The 17,467-nt window shown below is 41.6% G+C and carries 13 protein-coding genes; 2 read left to right on the plus strand and 11 right to left on the minus strand.

All coding sequences use genetic code 11. From position 1 onward, the window contains the following. Positions 1–5: 5 nt before the first annotated feature. Positions 6–1,001, plus strand: a complete 996-nt coding sequence (locus PSH48_RS04450; protein ID WP_273610972.1) for a response regulator — start codon at positions 6–8, stop codon at positions 999–1,001. On the opposite strand, the gene PSH48_RS04455 is transcribed toward PSH48_RS04450, so the two are convergent. Both PSH48_RS04455 and PSH48_RS04460 read right to left on the minus strand, forming a co-directional pair. Then, a complete protein-coding gene (locus PSH48_RS04455; protein ID WP_273610973.1) occupies positions 998–1,426 on the minus strand; it encodes a VOC family protein in 429 nt (142 codons plus the stop codon). The genes PSH48_RS04450 and PSH48_RS04455 overlap by 4 nt on opposite strands. Position 1,427: 1 nt before the next feature. Further along, the gene (locus PSH48_RS04460) at positions 1,428–2,084 is read right to left on the minus strand and encodes an HD domain-containing protein (RefSeq protein WP_004589186.1); all 657 of its coding nucleotides are present in this window, start codon (positions 2,082–2,084) and stop codon (positions 1,428–1,430) included. A gap of 140 nt (positions 2,085–2,224) precedes the next feature. Here PSH48_RS04460 and PSH48_RS04465 point away from each other — a divergent pair, with 140 nt between their 5' ends. Then, a complete protein-coding gene (locus PSH48_RS04465; protein WP_054983075.1) occupies positions 2,225–3,415 on the plus strand; it encodes a class I SAM-dependent methyltransferase in 1,191 nt (396 codons plus the stop codon). Between the two features lie 96 nt (positions 3,416–3,511). Here PSH48_RS04465 and PSH48_RS04470 read toward each other — a convergent pair whose 3' ends face one another. The 9 genes from PSH48_RS04470 to PSH48_RS04510 all read right to left on the minus strand — a co-directional run bounded on the left by PSH48_RS04470 (position 3,512) and on the right by PSH48_RS04510 (position 17,345). Continuing rightward, positions 3,512–3,808 (minus strand): PilZ domain-containing protein, encoded by a 297-nt coding sequence (locus PSH48_RS04470; RefSeq protein WP_004589184.1) that lies wholly within the window; start codon positions 3,806–3,808, stop codon positions 3,512–3,514. 9 nt (positions 3,809–3,817) lie between these two features. Beyond that, positions 3,818–4,198, minus strand: a complete 381-nt coding sequence (locus PSH48_RS04475; protein WP_024034218.1) for a response regulator — start codon at positions 4,196–4,198, stop codon at positions 3,818–3,820. Between the two features lie 74 nt (positions 4,199–4,272). Further along, positions 4,273–8,160, minus strand: a complete 3,888-nt coding sequence (hrpA, locus tag PSH48_RS04480) for an ATP-dependent RNA helicase HrpA (protein WP_273610974.1) — start codon at positions 8,158–8,160, stop codon at positions 4,273–4,275. Positions 8,161–8,255: 95 nt separating this feature from the next. Further along, positions 8,256–9,209 carry an isoaspartyl peptidase/L-asparaginase family protein gene (locus PSH48_RS04485; protein ID WP_273610975.1) on the minus strand — a complete coding sequence of 318 codons (954 nt, stop codon included), beginning with the start codon at positions 9,207–9,209 and terminating at the stop codon, positions 8,256–8,258. A 245-nt stretch (positions 9,210–9,454) separates the two neighbouring features. Next, positions 9,455–10,162, minus strand: a complete 708-nt coding sequence (locus PSH48_RS04490) for a SapC family protein (protein ID WP_004589180.1) — start codon at positions 10,160–10,162, stop codon at positions 9,455–9,457. A gap of 338 nt (positions 10,163–10,500) precedes the next feature. Then, positions 10,501–11,211, minus strand: coding sequence for a 6-phosphogluconolactonase (gene pgl, locus PSH48_RS04495; protein WP_273610976.1), 711 nt, complete (start codon positions 11,209–11,211; stop codon positions 10,501–10,503). Positions 11,212–11,214: 3 nt separating this feature from the next. Beyond that, positions 11,215–12,687: a glucose-6-phosphate dehydrogenase gene (gene zwf / locus PSH48_RS04500; RefSeq protein WP_004589178.1), complete on the minus strand. Its 1,473-nt coding sequence runs from the start codon at positions 12,685–12,687 to the stop codon at positions 11,215–11,217. A gap of 268 nt (positions 12,688–12,955) precedes the next feature. Continuing rightward, positions 12,956–14,602, minus strand: coding sequence for a glucose-6-phosphate isomerase (pgi, locus tag PSH48_RS04505; protein WP_248444049.1), 1,647 nt, complete (start codon positions 14,600–14,602; stop codon positions 12,956–12,958). 517 nt (positions 14,603–15,119) lie between these two features. Continuing rightward, the gene (locus tag PSH48_RS04510; protein WP_273610977.1) at positions 15,120–17,345 is read right to left on the minus strand and encodes an aminotransferase class V-fold PLP-dependent enzyme; all 2,226 of its coding nucleotides are present in this window, start codon (positions 17,343–17,345) and stop codon (positions 15,120–15,122) included. Positions 17,346–17,467 lie beyond the last annotated feature (122 nt).

Consider the following 17,467-nt stretch of genomic DNA (forward strand, 5'->3'; position numbering starts at 1 on the left):
ATTGAATGGATTTTAGCAACGACAAACCACGTATATTAATCGTTGACGATGAACCTGCTAACTTAAAAGTCATGCGAGAAGTATTAGGTAATCAATACCGTATGTCTTTTGCTAAATCGGGCGCTGCAGCACTTGCGCTACTAGAAAAAGAACAGCCTAAACTTATATTACTCGATATCATGATGCCCGATATGAATGGCTTTGAGGTGTGCGAAATACTTAAAAGCACACCCGCGCTTTCGCATATCCCAATTATTTTTGTAACGGCTTTGGGTGATGAAAGCGATGAGTTTAAAGGCTTTGAATTTGGTGCTGTTGATTACATTACTAAACCTATTAGCCCTGCGATTGTGCGCGCACGTGTTAAAACGCATTTATCGCTTGTACAAGCCGAGCAATTAAAGCAAGCCCATGTTGATTTAGTACATCGATTAGGCCGCGCTGCAGAGTACAAAGACACAGACACTGGCGAGCACATTGCTAGGATGAGCCAATACAGTAAATTATTAGCATTAGAATTTGGCATGGGTGAGCAACAAGCAGAGCTACTTCGCCAAGCAGCCCCCATGCACGATGTAGGTAAAATAGGTATTCCGGATGCTATTTTATTAAAACCAGGGCGATTAACCCCTGACGAATTTGACCACATGAAACAGCATGCGGCTATTGGCGCGCAAATTTTAGCAAATTCCTCATCACCGCTATTACAACTTGCCCATAAACTGGCTCTAGAGCACCACGAAAAGTGGGATGGCAGTGGCTACCCTAATGGTTTAAAAGGCGAACAAATATCGGTTGAAGGGCGTATTGTGGCTATTGCAGATGTATTTGATGCCCTTACCTCAAAACGCCCGTATAAAGAGGCTTGGGGTGTAGAAGAGGCGCTTGAGCATATGCAAGCACAAGCGGGTAAACACTTTGACCCCCACCTCATCAATTTATTTGTAAATAAGCTCGATGCTATAATCGCAATTAAAAACACATATCAAGAGCAACACTAAGTATTGCGCGTGCGCGAGCCTTGTTTTACACCACCATATACCGCTTTTATGTGCGGGTAGTCATGAGAGGTTATTTCGTGACTATTCCCACAGTTATCTTTAAAATAAAGCGAAAACGTTACACCGTGATCGGCCAGTACAGTTTTTATGTTTAAGCCATTTAAATAATCAACCCAACGAATAAACTGTGCACCGGTGGCTGCAAACGCAATACCTTTGCTTCGCCCTTGTCCTTCAAATAACGCTAAACGCGTTGTTTTTGCGCTATCTTCAAGTGTGAGTGGCCCCTTGCCATTTTCATCCCAAAAGGCAAGCTCTTCAACGACGCTAAAGCCTAGTACCTGCTTGTACCACTTTAGCGCTTCTGGGATGTTTGCAACATTAAGGTGGCAATGATCAATGCCCGATAATAACGGAGCGCTCATATTATTGACCAATTTCTGATTTTAGCTGCTCTAAAAACGCATACATATACTCTGTGCGTCGCTCTGCCTCGGCTTTAGCTGAGGGCGTATTCATACTCTTAGCAATATGAAGCAATTTAATAAAAAAATGATCAAGGGTATAGGTTTTATCATCTGCTTCGCGGTTAACACAAAATGGGTCATCAGGGTTATACAGTAAGCGGCTAATAGAGCCCCCTACTTTCATACAACGGCTAACGCCTATTGCACCGAGTGCATCCATTCTATCGGCATCTTGCACGATTTGCGCTTCTACAGTTTTAACCGCTATATTGGCGCTAAAGCTATGAGCGGCTATAGCATGATGAATATCATCAAACAAACATGCGTCGTAGTTAATTGATTTTAAAAACGCAATGGCTTTATCTGCCGCCATAGTAGATGCTTTTGCTCTATCGGGGTGGTTTTTTGCCACCGCAACACAATCGTGCATCCACGCCGCCGGCAAAACAATATTCATATTGGCTTGCTCGGCGTGACATAATTGAATGGCAACACGCACTACGCGTTCAATATGTGTTATGTCGTGTGCTACATCGGCATGTATTAACGAAGTAATAAATGAGCGACATTGAGAATCAAGCTGTTGTAACTCAGGGCTTAAAGCAGTGTTGGCCACAGTGATGTTCCAAAAAACTAATTTATATGAGAATTATCCGTACTTTAACGTGCTTTACACCTCCCTTGCAAAACATTCATTGTATGTTGCCCTATGCTTGACTAAAATACAGCGCTTATTTATTACAACTGAGAAGTCTTATGTCATCTGCCGTTTACCTACAAGCTGGTCGCGAAAAATCATTAAAAAGAAAACACCCTTGGTTATTTTCAAAAGCCATCAAAAAAATTAAAGGTAAACCAGGCCTAGGTGATACGGTTACCATTCACGACAGCGAAGGTAAATTTTTAGCCACCGCTGCTTATAGCCCTCACTCACAAATAAGAGCGCGTGTGTGGAGCTTTGATGAAAAAGAAGTAATAGACCAACACTTTTTTGAGCGTCGCTTACGCCGTGCTTTACATGCCCGCGAGCATGCAATAGCCGAAGGCGGTTTAACTGGCTTTAGGTTGTGTGCTGCTGAGTCTGACTACTTGCCAGGTGTAACCATTGATAAGTTTGATAACACCTTAGTTTGCCAATTACTAAGTGCCGGCGCTGAGCGCCATAAAGGTGAAATTGTAGGCGCGTTAATGGCTATTTTTCCTGGTGCGAATATTTATGAGCGCTCAGATGTAGACGTGCGCACCAAAGAAGGCTTAGAACCTATTAAAGGTGTACTGTGGGGCAACGAACCTTCAGAGCCGGTGGTTATTGAAGAAAATGGCTTAAAGCTTGAAGTAGACATTTTAGAAGGTCATAAAACAGGCTTTTACCTGGATCAACGTGATAGCCGCGCAGCACTTGAGCGCTTTTCAAAAGATAAAACCGTATTAAATTGCTTTAGCTACACAGGTACTTTCTCACTTTACGCACTACGTGGTGGCTGTAAACACGTCACTAATGTTGATGTATCACAACCAGCACTGGATACCGCTAAGCGTAACGTAGAGCACAATAACTTAGATTTAAATAAAGTCGATTTTGTAAAACAAGATGTGTTTAAGCTATTACGCCAATACCGTGAGGAAGGCAAACAGTTTGACACTATTGTGATGGACCCACCAAAATTTGCAGACAATAAAGCGCAGCTAACCGGTGCGTGTCGTGGTTATAAAGATATAAACATGATTGCTATGCAAATATTAAAGCCAGGCGGTACATTACTTACCTTCTCGTGCTCTGGATTAATGGAGCAAAACTTGTTTCAAAAAGTGGTAGCAGACGCTGCGCTAGATGCAGGTAAAGAGCTATTGATTATGGAGCGTTTAAATCAAGCGGCCGATCACCCTATTGCTGGCAGTTACCCTGAAGGCTTTTACTTAAAAGGCTTGATTTGTAAGGTTTACTAAAAATTATTGTTATTACCTACAAGGACGTAGGTAATAAAATCGAACGTTGTTTAACACCCGCGATAGCAAAAGCCAGCCGCTAGGTGTTTATTCAATTTAGTTAAACTGAACTATTTCTAATCCTGCGGTAATAGTGCCATCGTCTTCTTTGCTAGCACGTATAACTTTAGCCGTTGCATTTAAAGAGGCAATACTTGGGTGAGTCGACTCTATATTAACCTGTAGCAAAGTATCGAGCTCAAGCAAGTCATCTAAATGTAGTGATAACCCAGTGGCACTTAAATCAACACATTCTGCGGTATAATTAAGCCCAGCAACAGGCTCTATTGTTGTTAATTGCGCAGGGGTATTAACCTGCATACGTCTAAAATTGCGCTTATCTTCAGTAAACATGCATCACCTTTAAACAACCGTGTTTATTTGCTCAAATAAAGTACCCATCGAAAACGGTTTTACTACATAGGCATCACACCCTGCATCAAAGCCAGCTTGCTTTTCCGAGGGCGACTCTAAGCCCGAAACCATAACAACAGGTATATTTTTAGTCTCAGGCGTGTGCTTAAGCATCCGACATGTATCATACCCATCGAGGCCAGGCATACATACATCAAGCAAAATAATATCCGGCGGGTTAGCAATGGCAGACGCCAAACAGCTTTTCCCCGAGTCAGCATAACTAACATCAAATTTTGAGGTCAGGGCAGATTTAAGCATTTCATAATTAAAATACTCGTCATCTACAACTAACAATCGCTTAATCTTATGTTCAACCGATGAGGACATAGGTATGTCGCTTCCTTCTCAACCAAAAATAAATCCTTCTATTAAGGTACTAAGCTTAATAGAAAATGCAAGTTTTATTCTATCTCTTTTATCGCATTCATAACGCGTTTTGCAGAAATAGGATATGGGGTTCCTAAGGTTTGCGCAAACAGTGACACCCTAAGCTCCTGCTGCATCCAAAAAATAGCGTTTACCTGTTGCGGAATAGGTAAGCCTTTTGGAATTTTATTTACGAGCTTTTTGTACTCTTGCGCTACTTTTTCAAGTTCTAAAACACACAGTCTATCGCGGTTAGGATCAACAGGCAGTTTTTCTAAACGTTTTTGAATCGCTTTTAAATAACGAATTAGGTCGGGCATTTTATTCGCACCGTGAGCGCTCACAAACCCTTTGAAGATAAGTGACTCAAGCTGCGATTTTATATCGCCATGGGCAGTTATCATAGTTAAATCGACACGCCCTTTCATTTTTTTATGTAACGCGTGAGCAATGCTTAAAACTTGTTCAACCTGTGTGGCAATTTCGACCACAGCATCGCCTAGTTCGCCCCTAATTTGCTCTTTAACTTTATCAAAAGCGTTTTCATCGCGTATATCGCCATGCTTTATTAATAAACTGTCTACGCCGGCGGCAATACAATCGTCAATTAAATCTGCAATTTTCCCAAACGGGTTAAAGTACAAGCCCAGTTTAGCTTTATTAGGCAAGTTTTGCTGAAGGTACTTTATTGGCGACGGCACATTTAATAAAACTAAACGACGTAAACCTTGCTGATGCGCTTGCTGGGCTTTTTCTTCACTATCAAAGAGCTCAATTGCCGCTGTGGATTTTTTATCTACCAGCGCTGGGTAAGCTTTTATTTCGTATTGGCCTTGCTTTTTAACGTACGAGGCAGGCAAAGCGCCAAAGTCCCATTGTGTTAAATCAGCTTTTTCAATGCCTTTATCAGCCACCTTCGATAGCGTATCAGTTACTTTACCTTGCAGCTGTGCTTTTAGTTTTGCTAAATCTAGCCCGCGTGCAAGCAATTTATCGTGCTCATCACGCACCTCAAACTGCAACCTTAAATGAGGCGCCAGTGCGTTTAAATCCCACGCTTCTATATCTACTTTTACGCCTGTCATTCTTAGTAAGCGTGTAGTAAGTGCATCAAGTAAGCTGCCTTGCATAGGCTCAATGGCTGCCAGTACAGCATCAGCGTAATTGGGAGCAGGTACAAAGTTACGACGTAACGACTTAGGTAACGATTTAATTAAACCACTTATTAGCTCATGCCTAAAAGCAGGTATGTGCCAATCAAACCCGGTTTCTTGCACTTGGTTTAAAAGTGCTACCGGTATTTGTACAGCCACCCCATCAACAGCTTGTCCTGGATCAAAATGATAGCTCAGCGGCAAAATGATATTATCTTGCTGCCATGTATCAGGGTAATCAAACTCAGTAATATTACTTGCACCGTGCTGCATAAGCTCTTCACGGGTCATGTATAGGTAGCGTTTGTCTTTTTGCTTTTGAGTTTTATACCACTTTATAAAGGCTGCACGGTTGTTGATTTCTTTAGGTATTTTTTTATCGTAAAATTCAAATAAGGTTTGCTCATCAACCAAAATATCACGACGTCGCGATTTATGCTCAAGTACCTGAATATCTTCTATTAGCTCGCGGTTGTACGCTAAAAATTGCTCATTTAAGCCAAGCTCTTGCTCTACAAGGGCGGTGCGTACAAACAGCTCACGGCTAACTTTAGGGTCTATATTGCTATACACACAGCGGCGTTTATTAACCACCAATAAGCCGTACAAGGTTTGTTGCTCGAACGCGATAACAGCGCCTGGTTTTTTCTCCCAATGCGGCTCAGAATAGCTTCGTTTTACTAAATGCTGTGCAAGGGGCTCTACCCAATTAATATCTATTTTGGCATTAATGCGTGCGTATAGTTTACTGGTCTCTACCAGCTCTGCCGACATAATCCATATGGGGCTCTTTTTAAATAATCCAGAACCCGGAAAAATATGAAACTGGCTATTACGAGCGCCTTTATATACTTGCTTTTCGTCTTTGAAGCCTATGTGACTTAACATGCCGCTCAGTAGCGCTTTGTGTATTAGCTCTGAGTCTGCCACTTGCGTGGTGGCTTTAATTTTCATTTCGTTGCACACAGTGCTTATTTGATAAACAATGTCTTGCCACTCACGAATACGCATATAAGCTAAAAAGTCTTTTTGGCACAACTTTCTAAACTGGCTATTTGTCAGCTCACTTTGCTGCTCTTCTAGGTAATTCCAAAGATTTAAAAAAGCAATAAAATCCGAGTCAGGGTCATCAAAGCGACTGTGTTTTTCGTTCGCTGCGGCGCGTTTTTCTTGCGGGCGCTCTCGGGGGTCTTGAATCGACAGCGCTGCCACAATAATAATAACTTCTCGTAGTGCACCGAGCTTATTAGCCGTCAACACCATTTTAGCTAAACGCGGGTCGACCGGTAAGCGGCTAAGCTCACGCCCTGATTGCGTTAAACTCGTTTGATGGCGCTTTTTACTCGGCTTAATCGCCTGAAGTTCTTCAAGTAGGGTTAAACCATCGTTAATATTGCGACTATCTGGCGCTTGTACAAACGGAAACTCGCTCATATCGCCAAGCCCTAATGCCAACATTTGCAAAATAACAGAGGCTAAATTAGTGCGCAGTATTTCTGGGTCTGTAAATTCTGGGCGAGATATAAAGTCATCTTGCGAATACAAGCGAATACAAATACCCGCTTCAACACGGCCGCAACGTCCCATACGTTGGTTCGCACTTGCCTGAGAAATAGGCTCAATAGGTAAACGCTGTACTTTAGTACGATAGCTGTAACGGCTAATACGCGCTGTACCTGGGTCTATTACATAGCGAATACCCGGCACTGTTAATGAGGTTTCGGCCACGTTGGTTGATAAAATAATATGGCGGCGCGAATGCGGGGCAAATATACGGTTTTGCTCTGCGTTAGATAAGCGCGAATAAAGTGGTAATACGTCGGTGTGTTTTAAATTACGTTTAGAGAGCGCCTCTGCGGTATCGCGTATTTCGCGCTCGCCATTTAAAAATATGAGAATGTCCCCTGGCCCTTCAGCGCACAGCTCATCTACCGCATCAAAAATACCTTGCAGTTGGTCGCCTTCGGCTTCCATAGCGTCTTTATTTATATCGCTTATAGGGTTATAGCGCACCTCAACGGGGAATGTACGTCCCGATACTTCAATAATTGGCGCATCATCAAAGTGCTTTGAAAAACGTTCAGGATCAATGGTCGCCGAGGTAATAATAACTTTTAAGTCGGGGCGCTTTGGCAGTAAGTTTTTTAAATACCCTAAAATAAAATCGATATTTAAGCTGCGCTCATGGGCTTCATCAATAATGATGGTGTCGTACTGATTTAAAAAGCGGTCTTGTTGTATTTCGGCGAGCAAAATACCGTCGGTCATCAGTTTTACATACGTATTATTAGAGACCTGATCGCTAAAACGTATTTTAAAACCGATTTGTTGGCCAAGCTCACATTTCATTTCCTCAGCAATACGGTTAGCTACACTGCGCGCGGCTAAACGTCTTGGCTGGGTATGGCCAATAAAGCCATCAACCCCACGGCCAAGCTCTAAACACATTTTTGGTATTTGCGTGGTTTTACCTGAGCCTGTTTCACCGGCAATAATCACCACTTGATTATTCGCAATGGCGTCTTTAATGACGTCCTTTTTTTGACTTACCGGTAATTGCTCAGGGTACGTTACAGCGGGCAGCTCAGCTAAACGTTTTTCACGTAGCTGCTGGCTGCGGGTAATATCAGCCGCTATTTTTTCAAGGGCATTGGCCTGCTTAGTCTCGTCTTGTATTTTTTTTACGCCATGTAAGCGTTTTTTAAATATAAACTGATCTTTTTTTAAGCACGTTTTAAGCTCGCCAAACAACTGACCTAGGTTTACCACCCGCACACCTTATAAATTTAATAAATGAGGGCTAATAGTATCAAAATAAACGCGCAGCGTTAATCCTACAATCCCTATAAGGCTTATATATCACGCTATTGGTTTTTAAAAATGCCCACAAAGGTTGATTGTGTGTTCGATTTGCTTGCTCGGTACATGCCCGAGGTATTAAATGGCATACTAATATGACCTTTAGCATCTACAATAATAACCCCACCTGTACCACCTATAGGCGCAAGTACTTGGTTAATAACCTCATCCCCAGCTTGTTCAATGGTTTTATTTTGATATTTAACGCGTGCACAAATATCACTGGCAACACTGTAGCGAATAAAATACTCGCCGTGACCGGTGGCCGATACCGCACACGAATCGTTTTCAGCAAAAGTACCCGCGCCAATAACAGGGGAATCGCCAATGCGGCCAAAGCGTTTTGCGGTCATGCCACCTGTAGATGTACCTGCGGCTAAATTGCCGTTTTTATCAAGTGCCACTGCACCTACGGTGCCCATTTTATAATTTGTTGGCAGGGCTTTATGCGCAGCTTGGTAGTTTTTGCTGGTTGCTTTTTCTTTTTCTAATTTTTGCTTTGCTTTTAAAAGTGCTTCATAACGGTGCTTAGTATCAAATATATTATTTTCTATCAGCGCAACGCCCTGCTCTTTGGCAAATTCTTCAGCGCCTTGACCACTAAGCATTACGTGTACTGAGTTATCCATTATTGAGGCATCAAGTTCATGGCTGCCATCATAGGTGTACACTGCACCGCGCCCAGCATTAAAGTAAGGCGACTGCTCTAACACTTCAATAGCAGTGGTGATTGCATCTAAACTTTCGCCGCCCTTTTCAAGTACGGTGTAACCCGCTTCAACAGCTTCGGCTAGTTTTGCTCGGTAGGCTTTTTCTTGCTCTGGGGTAAATTTTGCTTTTTCAATTGTGCCTGCTCCACCATGAATCGCTATAGCAAACGGGGCTTGTTCACTTAATGCTTGCGTGCTTAGTGTTAAGCAGCCGCTGGCTAAAACTGACAATAAGAATGTTTTTTTCATTGTGCGCTCTTTTTTAAATTTAGTATTGAATTTACTTTGAATGGTTACACGTATTTTTTCAACTAATATCAACGGCATTAAGTTAGCGCTTTATTTAAGCAGCTAATAAACAGCCTAATAACAAAGCGAAATACGAGGGCGTTATTTCCCTTCATCACCCCTACTTTTTAACCCAATTGGCATAGAGTAAGTTTAATGGCACAAAAAAAGCGCCATCAGGCGCTTTTTACTAAACGTGTATGTAATTACGCGTCTTGCTTAGCTTTTAAACGTGCTAAACGTGCTACTTGGTGAGTAGATGTTAAGAACGAATAAATAGGTGCTAAGTAACCGCGCTTACGAAGCTCTAAAAATTCTTCATCGCTAAGCGAGTTAAGTTTTTTCTCATCGATAAGGTAAATACCGTTGATGTCTTTTTTCTCGCCTTTAATGTCTACTGTTAGCGTTTGCGCTACTAGTAGCTCTTTATCAGCTAAGTATTTAGTGAATGCTTCTGTTACTTGAGAAAACTCAATGAAAGACACTAAAGACTCTTTACGACGTTTTAAGTAGTCTGTTTCTTCACCGTTTTCAAATAATGCGTTGCCTTCTTCTTCACCTACAAGCGAGCTTGCTTCGTCAATCACAATACCGTACTGATCTTGCTCAGGGTGCTTTACTAGACCTAATGGGTAACGCGTTGATGCCATAGGAGCAAAAGCTGCTGTCCATTTACCATCTTCTACAAACAGGTTTTCGCCTGGCTCTAGGCCAAACATTGCAACTGCTTGGAAAGTACCGCTTTCGTTGTTTTTAACAAAAGACATTGGGAATTCATTTGCTACGCGTGCAAACTCATGTGCAACTACTGGCACTAAATGTTGAGTTTTCATAAATTCAACGTTGATGCCGTTTTGAATTTTAGTGTTGGCATGCTTTTCGTTGTGTAAAGGCTGTACTTGTTGCTCCGCCATGTTACTGCTCCGTTTATTTTTAATATATATGTTTCATTGTTAATGCCTTTAGGCTAATGCTTTTGAACGAAAAAAGGAAGGGAAAGTTTTATGACAACCGTCATGAAAAAATAAAGTTTAACTAAATCTGGGCGTTGCTAAAAAACAGACAATAAAAACGCAACTAATACGCTCAAAAACAGTACAAATAACGGGTGATTTTAATACAGCGCCATAAAAACCATTAACATTGGTTAACAGTTTGACGGTATTTTTTGAATAGGTTTAGCATGTTATTTAGCCAAATAAAAAGGCAGCTTAATTAAGCTGCCTTTTTAAACTGTAAATGAGCGGCTAAATTAAGGCGCCCAATACACTTCAATATTTATGCTTGGGTGGTTTAGCACAGCGCGAAGTGGCATATCGTTTACATCGCCACCCGCTTTAGCTTGCTTGTAAACCGCTAGCTTTTCTTCACCACTGATCAGAAGTTTAACCACTTTAGAGTTTGCTATTGCATTTAAAGTCAGTGTCATGCGCTCTGTAATGCTGCCTGTCACGTCACTTTCTATTGCATTAATAGCGCATACAGTTTGCTGTGTTGTTAAACCATGCTCAAGGCCCTGCGCATGTGGGAACAATGACGCTGTATGGCCATCTGGGCCCATGCCTAAAATTGTTACATCATACGGTGCTTTTAAAGCGCTATAAGCGGCTTCACATACTTGTGCGCCCTGCTCGGCCGTTGCTGCATCGTTTTTCATGGTAATAAAATTAGCGGCACTGCCGTAATTTTGTAACAAGGTGCTTTTTATAAACGATTCGTTACTTTTTTCGTGGCTTGGCTCAACCCAGCGCTCATCAACCATGGCAACATCTACATTTTGCCAATCTAAATCAAGCGTTGATAAGTGCTTGTACGCTGGCGCCGGAGACGAACCGCCCGATACCATTAGCACAGAACGGCCATCACTTTTTATGCCATCACGTAAAGATTGCTCAAGCGTGTGTGATAGCTCAGCGGTTAACTCATCTTTTGAGTCAAAAAATTTTTCAACAAGTGTTGCCATACCTTACGCCTTATCGCCTGTGTTAAACCACACGTGGTTGTTTTCAGCTAATAATTCATCAGCATCATCCGGTCCCCAGCTACCAGCACGGTAAAGTGCAGGTTTGCCTTTAGTTTGCCAGCGCTCAATAATTGGATCTATCCATTTCCACGCTTGACGAACTTCGTCACGGTGTATAAATAACGATGGGTTATTAGCTGCAGCATCAAGCATTAAGCGTTTGTACGCATCAGAATGGAAACCGTTGCTGTATGCTTGAGAAAGCTCAATATTCATCGTTACCGGCTCTAATTGCATTTCAAGATTATCAAGGCGCTTAGACATAAGCGTTAATTGAATCGTCTCTTCAGGCTGCAAACGAATAACAAGGCGGTTTGGCTCAATATTACCCACGTTTTCTTCATAAATATTGTGCGATACTTTTTTGTACTCAACCACAATTTCTGCACAACGTTTAGCCATACGCTTACCAGTACGAAGGTAAAAAGGTACCCCCGCCCAGCGCCAGTTATCAATGTGTGCACGAATAGCCACAAAGGTTTCTGTTTTACTTGAACCTTCGTTAAGCTCTTCTAAGTAACCTGGTACAATTTTACCGTTTAAATCCCCTGGTACGTATTGACCGCGAACGATATTTTCATCTACGTCACCTTCAAGTAACGGACGAAGTGCTTCTAATACTTTAAGTTTTTCAGTACGGATGCTATTTGCGTTTAGTTTATTTGGTGATTCCATTGCCACTAAGCACAATAACTGTAATAGGTGGTTTTGCACCATGTCGCGCAGTGCACCGGCTTTATCGTAAAAACCAGCACGGCTTTCAAGGCCTACCGTTTCAGATAAACTAATTTGAATATTATCAATAGATTTAGCATCCCACATGTTTTCAAACAGTGAATTTGAAAAACGCAGTGCCATTAGGTTTTGTACTGTCTCTTTACCTAAGTAGTGGTCAATACGGAAAATTTGCTCTTCGTCAAAAAACTCTGCAATTTTACCATTGATAGCCTCTGCTGATTCGCCGCAGTAACCAATTGGCTTTTCAACAACCACACGTGAAGTGGGTGTGATTAAACCTTTCGTTGATAAAATTTCACAACATGTGCCATAAACAGCAGGCGGAAGTGATAAATAAAATACGCGAGATTTATTGCTGTCGTGCTCATCTAAAATGCCTTTAAGTACATCCCAGTTGTCGTCAGCTTCGGTTACGTTGCTTACTACAGGCACTAAGTAAGTAGAAAATGCTTTCCAATCTTTAGCGTTAAATTCGCCTTTACTTAAAAATTCTTTCAGTGCGTTGTGTGCTGTTTCTATGTAGTCAGCACGCTTACTTTCTTCACGCACTGTAGGCAGAATACGCGAGCCTTCTGGTAAGTTGCCTTCTTGATATGCTCTGTACATTGCAGGTAGCAATTTGCGTAACGCAAGATCACCACCGCCCCCAAAAATTATAATATCAAAAGGATTAAGCATAGTTACTCTCTACGTTTGTAATACCTAAAAGCGACTTCCATAAGCCGCTTGGTATGCAGGTTTAGTGCTTGAATGACAGTGGCTCTTAGTGTTAATAAAAGCCTATTGAATGTTTTACGCTATGGCGTTTTATTTATTATTTGACTGTTCGCACAATTAAATGAGTCTTAGGAGTCCTGTAAATCCTCTCACAAAAATACAGGCCCTAAGAACTCCAGCGCTACCCGTTCAAAGGTACTCGGTTTGCTTATTTACATAAGCGAATATATTACTGCGTACGGTGTTGCTTGTAGTACGCGATTAAGCCATTTGTTGAACTATCGTGGGCGTGTTTTACGCTGTCATCGGTTAGTTCGCTTTCAATTTTAGAGGCAAGGCCTTTACCAAGCTCTACACCCCATTGATCAAATGAGCAAATTTCTAAAATTATGCCTTGGCAGAAAATTTTATGTTCGTACAGCGCAATTAAGCGTCCTACTGTTTTTGCATCAACTGTATCTAGCAGTATAGATGTTGTAGGGCGATTCCCCTGATGAATTTTATGATTTAGTAACTCATCAATTTGCGCTTGTGTTTTACCTTTAGCGGCTAAATCTTCTGTGACTTGCTGTGCATCTACACCGCTCATCATTGCTTCTGTTTGCGCTAAAAAGTTAGATAATAAAATATCGTGATGCTTATCTACGGCTACCTGCGGCTTAACTGAGGCTATAAAATCAGCAGGTACAATTACATTACCTTGGTGTAAGCACTGATAAAACGCATGTTGGCCGTTAATACCGGTCATACCCCAAATAATAGGAACCGTTGTATAAGGTACGGTTTCGCCTGCAAAGTTTACGTGTTTACCGTTACTTTCCATCTCACCTTGCTGTAAATACGCAGGTAACATATGAAGCGCTTGGTCGTACGGTAAAATAGCTTGCGACGTAAAGCCTAAAAAGCTGGTATTCCATACACTAAGTAGTGCCATTATAAGCGGAATATTTTGCTCAAATGGGGCTGCTTTAAAGTGCTCATCTACTTCAAATGCGCCTTCTAAAATAGCTTCAAACGCGTCATAACCTAGGTATAACGCAATAGGTAAGCCTATCGCACTCCAAAGTGAAAAGCGACCCCCTACCCAATCCCACATAGTGAATACGTTTTCATCGCTAATACCAAAGGCTGCGGTTTTTTCTAAGTTTGTGCTAACAGCAACAAAATGCTTAGCGATGGCGCTGTCATCTTTTGCTGTTTGTAAAAACCAATCAACGGCCGTTTTGGCGTTGGTCATGGTTTCTGATGTGGTAAATGTTTTCGATGAAATAACAAACAAGGTTGTTTCTGGGTCAATTGCTTTTAACACAGAGGCAATTTGAACACCGTCAGCATTAGATACGTAATGAACATTTAAAGTGTCATCAGCAAGTGCTTTTAGCGCTTCGGTTGCCATTTGCGGACCTAGGTTTGAACCACCTACACCAATGCTTACCACATCTTTTACTGCTTTACCTGTGTAGCCTACCCATTGCCCACTGCGTACTTTTTCTACAAAGGTTTTAATTTTTGCTAATTCGTTATCAACCGCTTGCGTTACGTCTTCGCCGTCAACAACTAAAGGCGTATGGGCACGATTACGTAAAGCAGTATGAAGAACAGCACGCTCTTCTGTAATATTGATTTTTTCACCGCTAAACATCTTGTCGCGCCAAGAGGTAATGTCACACTCTTTAGCAAGCTCGATGAGTTGTGCAAAAATAGTTTTATCAATACGCTGCTTTGAATAATCAAACAACACACCCGGAATTTGAGTAGAGAATGCATCAAATCGTGTATCATCTTGTGCAAATAACGTTTTTAGATGGGTTTGTTTCATCTGCGCGGCACTATTTTGTAGTGCTTGCCAACTTGCTAATTGCGAACGATTAGACATGTAAATATCCTCTAAAATATTTAAATTAATGATTTAAAAACAGTTTTAGATAAAAAGACTTCGCTAATTGCGCGTAGTGCTAGTAAAAAAGCAAGCGCTTAGTATAACGAAAAAAGTAATAAAAATGCTGTTTTTATAATTTATGATGCAGATAATAACGCAATTTTTTACTTTTGACACCGGTATCATAAAAATTTTATGAATTAATTACCCACAAATTTTAAGCATTTAATAGTTTAAACAACATTTATTAAATATTCATGAATTAGGGCCTGTTGACCTTTTAGGATTAAAATTTGTACAAACTAGGAACAATTTAATCCTGGCGCGAGGTTTGTTCCCTTATGGGCTCAGTAACTGCTCTTGCGTTACGCTACTGGCTTACATCCATGTAAAAAACCAAACACACTGCTGCAAATTAAACTTCGAAACATTATAGGCCCAAAGCATAAAATGCATCGTATGCACTCGCCTAGCTTTATAGGTGGTTAAAACATCCTCAAAACTAGGCCCATAATTAGCTCACCAACGCCAAGCCACCCGCTACGTTATAAATATTCGCAAAGCCTAATTGCTGTAAATTTGCCGCTGCAATTTTAGAACGATTGCCGCTTCTACACAGTAATATATAGGTGTGCTGCGGGTTTAATTGATTTTGTACTATGGCGTTAGCCATACGGCTAAGTGAAATATTTAGCGTATTAGCTAAAGGCGCAGCAAAAAGCTCCGCCACATTAATTGCGCCATGTTCATACGGCTCACGGGTATCAATTAAATACACATTTTTTTGCGTTAGTAACGCTTTAGCTTGCGTAAAGTCTAGCTGCTTAGTGTCTGTTTGCACCGCCGCCTGTACATAGCCACACAATTGGTTACTGGTTTGCATATGTAGCTGATCGTGTTGTGCTTTTAGCTGTGCAAATTGCGCCGTACTTATTTCTCCATTTAATAACGGGCTAAGCAAAGGCGTTTGTGCACGTACAGTACGCCAGTTAATGGCAAAGCATTGCTGATAGTCATGCCCCGAACAAATAACCGTATCGTCACTTATTTGCTCAGCAAGGGTAATAAGTGAGTGTGCCATTTGTGTTGCACTGCCCCCTTCAAGCGAGGTATTACCAAGTCCTGCAGGTAAAATTAAATCACCGCAAAAACAATAATCAATATGGCCTGTGGTGCGCTCTTTTAATAAATAACAAACGCTGTCTTTACTGTGCCCTGGGGTTGGCTTTATGGTTAGCGTTTTTGTACCAAGCTCAATGCTATTTTGCATCGCATGCGTTGTGCCCAGTACTTCATTTAACAAAGCCACTGCGCTTGGACGGTCTTGGTGCTGGTGGGTATCTAAAATTGCTTTTACGTTGAGCTGTTGTGTGCTCACTATTTTTTCAAAGCGCGGAATAAGCTCTAATACGGGGTCAATAATAACGGCGCTGTCATCGTCACTAACATACAGCCAGCTACACGCCCCTTTATGCCTAAATTGTGTTAACCCCAGCGCGCACACTTCTTGCTTTGGCGAGGCACTGTCAGAAACAATTAAGCAATTGGCCTCTAATACCGCCTTTAGCGAGCATATACGCTTACATGCTTGGCTAATTTGCTGCTCGGTTGCAGCAGGCCCAAAAGACAGCCTAATGGCGTTTTCACTTTGCCAATTAGTTGCCCCCATTGCATCAAGCACAAAACTGCGCGTTGCACCTGTACTGCACGCCGACCCACCGCTCACTCTAATGCCTGCTGCGTCAAATAAATCAATAACCTCTTTGGAGGTAAGCGTATCAACAGCAAAATTAAGGGTGGTAGGTACAGAATGTGAAAAATCGTGATTAAAGGTTATATCACCAAAGGTACTTTGCAGCGCATTAAGCAGTTGCGCTCTGTAGCTATTTAATACCTCAACCGACTTAAACGTGTCGTCGTTTTTATCTAGCAGCAAGTTAAACAGTTTATTAAGCCCTGCTATACCTGGTAGGTTTTCGGTGCCAGAGCGCATGCCGCTTTCTTGCCCGCCCCCCGCAATAAATGGCGTATAGGCACTGCCATTTTTAATGTATAAAAAACCAATACCTTTTGGTGCATAGAGTTTATGGCCCGAAAACGGGGCATAATCTATGCTGGTACTACTAAGCGCTAGCGCTTGTTTACCTAAGGCTTGTACACAATCAACCATCCAAGACACTGATTTATTACGGCTGCGAATAGTATGTTCTATAGCGTTTAAGTCTTGATAAACACCGGTTTCGTTATTAACCGCCATGGTGCAAATCATTAGCGCGTTATTTATGTGCTCACTAATAAACGCTAAATCTAACATCCCTTTACTATCAACAGGAATAGCAAGTAATTGGGCGTTAATGCCTAAAACGCTATTCCAATGTTTTAACGTGTTAGGCACCGCTTTGTGCTCAGTTGCCCCGTACAATAATACAGGGTTTTTAATCGTATGATTTTTAGCATGAATGAGCGTTGAAACAATGGCTGTTTGTATGCCCTCTGTTGCGCCTGAGGTAAAAAGAATATCGCCATCGGGCGCACCAATAACATGGCGTGCATTTTGCCTTGTTTGTTCTAATAAATACTTGGCTTGTATACCGCTAATGTGGGGGCTTGAGGGGTTACCAAAACAAATTTGCATGGTGTGCGACACCACATCGGCAATACAGGGTAAAACAGGTGTTGTAGCGTTTGCATCAAGATAAACTTGGGCTGCTTGTTCATCGTGCAATAAAAACTCAGACATTAAAAACGCACCTTTATTACTAAAAAATATATCTTATACCCAATAGTACATAAGTTTGTTCTCATTGGGTAATAATCAATTAGTAACTTAGGTGCGTTTACTATGCTTTTTTAAACTAAAAG

This window comes from Pseudoalteromonas sp. Angola-4, from assembly GCF_028599265.1.
Lineage (GTDB): Bacteria > Pseudomonadota > Gammaproteobacteria > Enterobacterales > Alteromonadaceae > Pseudoalteromonas > Pseudoalteromonas atlantica.

Excerpts from the sequence above, each read along its gene's own strand:
- PSH48_RS04450 (WP_273610972.1), top strand. The coding sequence starts at position 6 with ATGGATTTTAGCAACGACAAACCACGTATATTAATCGTTGACGATGAA.
- PSH48_RS04455 (WP_273610973.1), bottom strand. The coding sequence starts at position 1,426 with ATGAGCGCTCCGTTATTATCGGGCATTGATCATTGCCACCTTAATGTT.
- PSH48_RS04465 (WP_054983075.1), top strand. The coding sequence starts at position 2,225 with ATGTCATCTGCCGTTTACCTACAAGCTGGTCGCGAAAAATCATTAAAA.
- PSH48_RS04470 (WP_004589184.1), bottom strand. The coding sequence starts at position 3,808 with ATGTTTACTGAAGATAAGCGCAATTTTAGACGTATGCAGGTTAATACC.
- PSH48_RS04475 (WP_024034218.1), bottom strand. The coding sequence starts at position 4,198 with ATGTCCTCATCGGTTGAACATAAGATTAAGCGATTGTTAGTTGTAGAT.
- PSH48_RS04485 (WP_273610975.1), bottom strand. The coding sequence starts at position 9,209 with ATGAAAAAAACATTCTTATTGTCAGTTTTAGCCAGCGGCTGCTTAACA.
- PSH48_RS04490 (WP_004589180.1), bottom strand. The coding sequence starts at position 10,162 with ATGGCGGAGCAACAAGTACAGCCTTTACACAACGAAAAGCATGCCAAC.
- pgl (WP_273610976.1), bottom strand. The coding sequence starts at position 11,211 with ATGGCAACACTTGTTGAAAAATTTTTTGACTCAAAAGATGAGTTAACC.
- zwf (WP_004589178.1), bottom strand. The coding sequence starts at position 12,687 with ATGCTTAATCCTTTTGATATTATAATTTTTGGGGGCGGTGGTGATCTT.
- pgi (WP_248444049.1), bottom strand. The coding sequence starts at position 14,602 with ATGTCTAATCGTTCGCAATTAGCAAGTTGGCAAGCACTACAAAATAGT.
- PSH48_RS04510 (WP_273610977.1), bottom strand. The coding sequence starts at position 17,345 with ATGTCTGAGTTTTTATTGCACGATGAACAAGCAGCCCAAGTTTATCTT.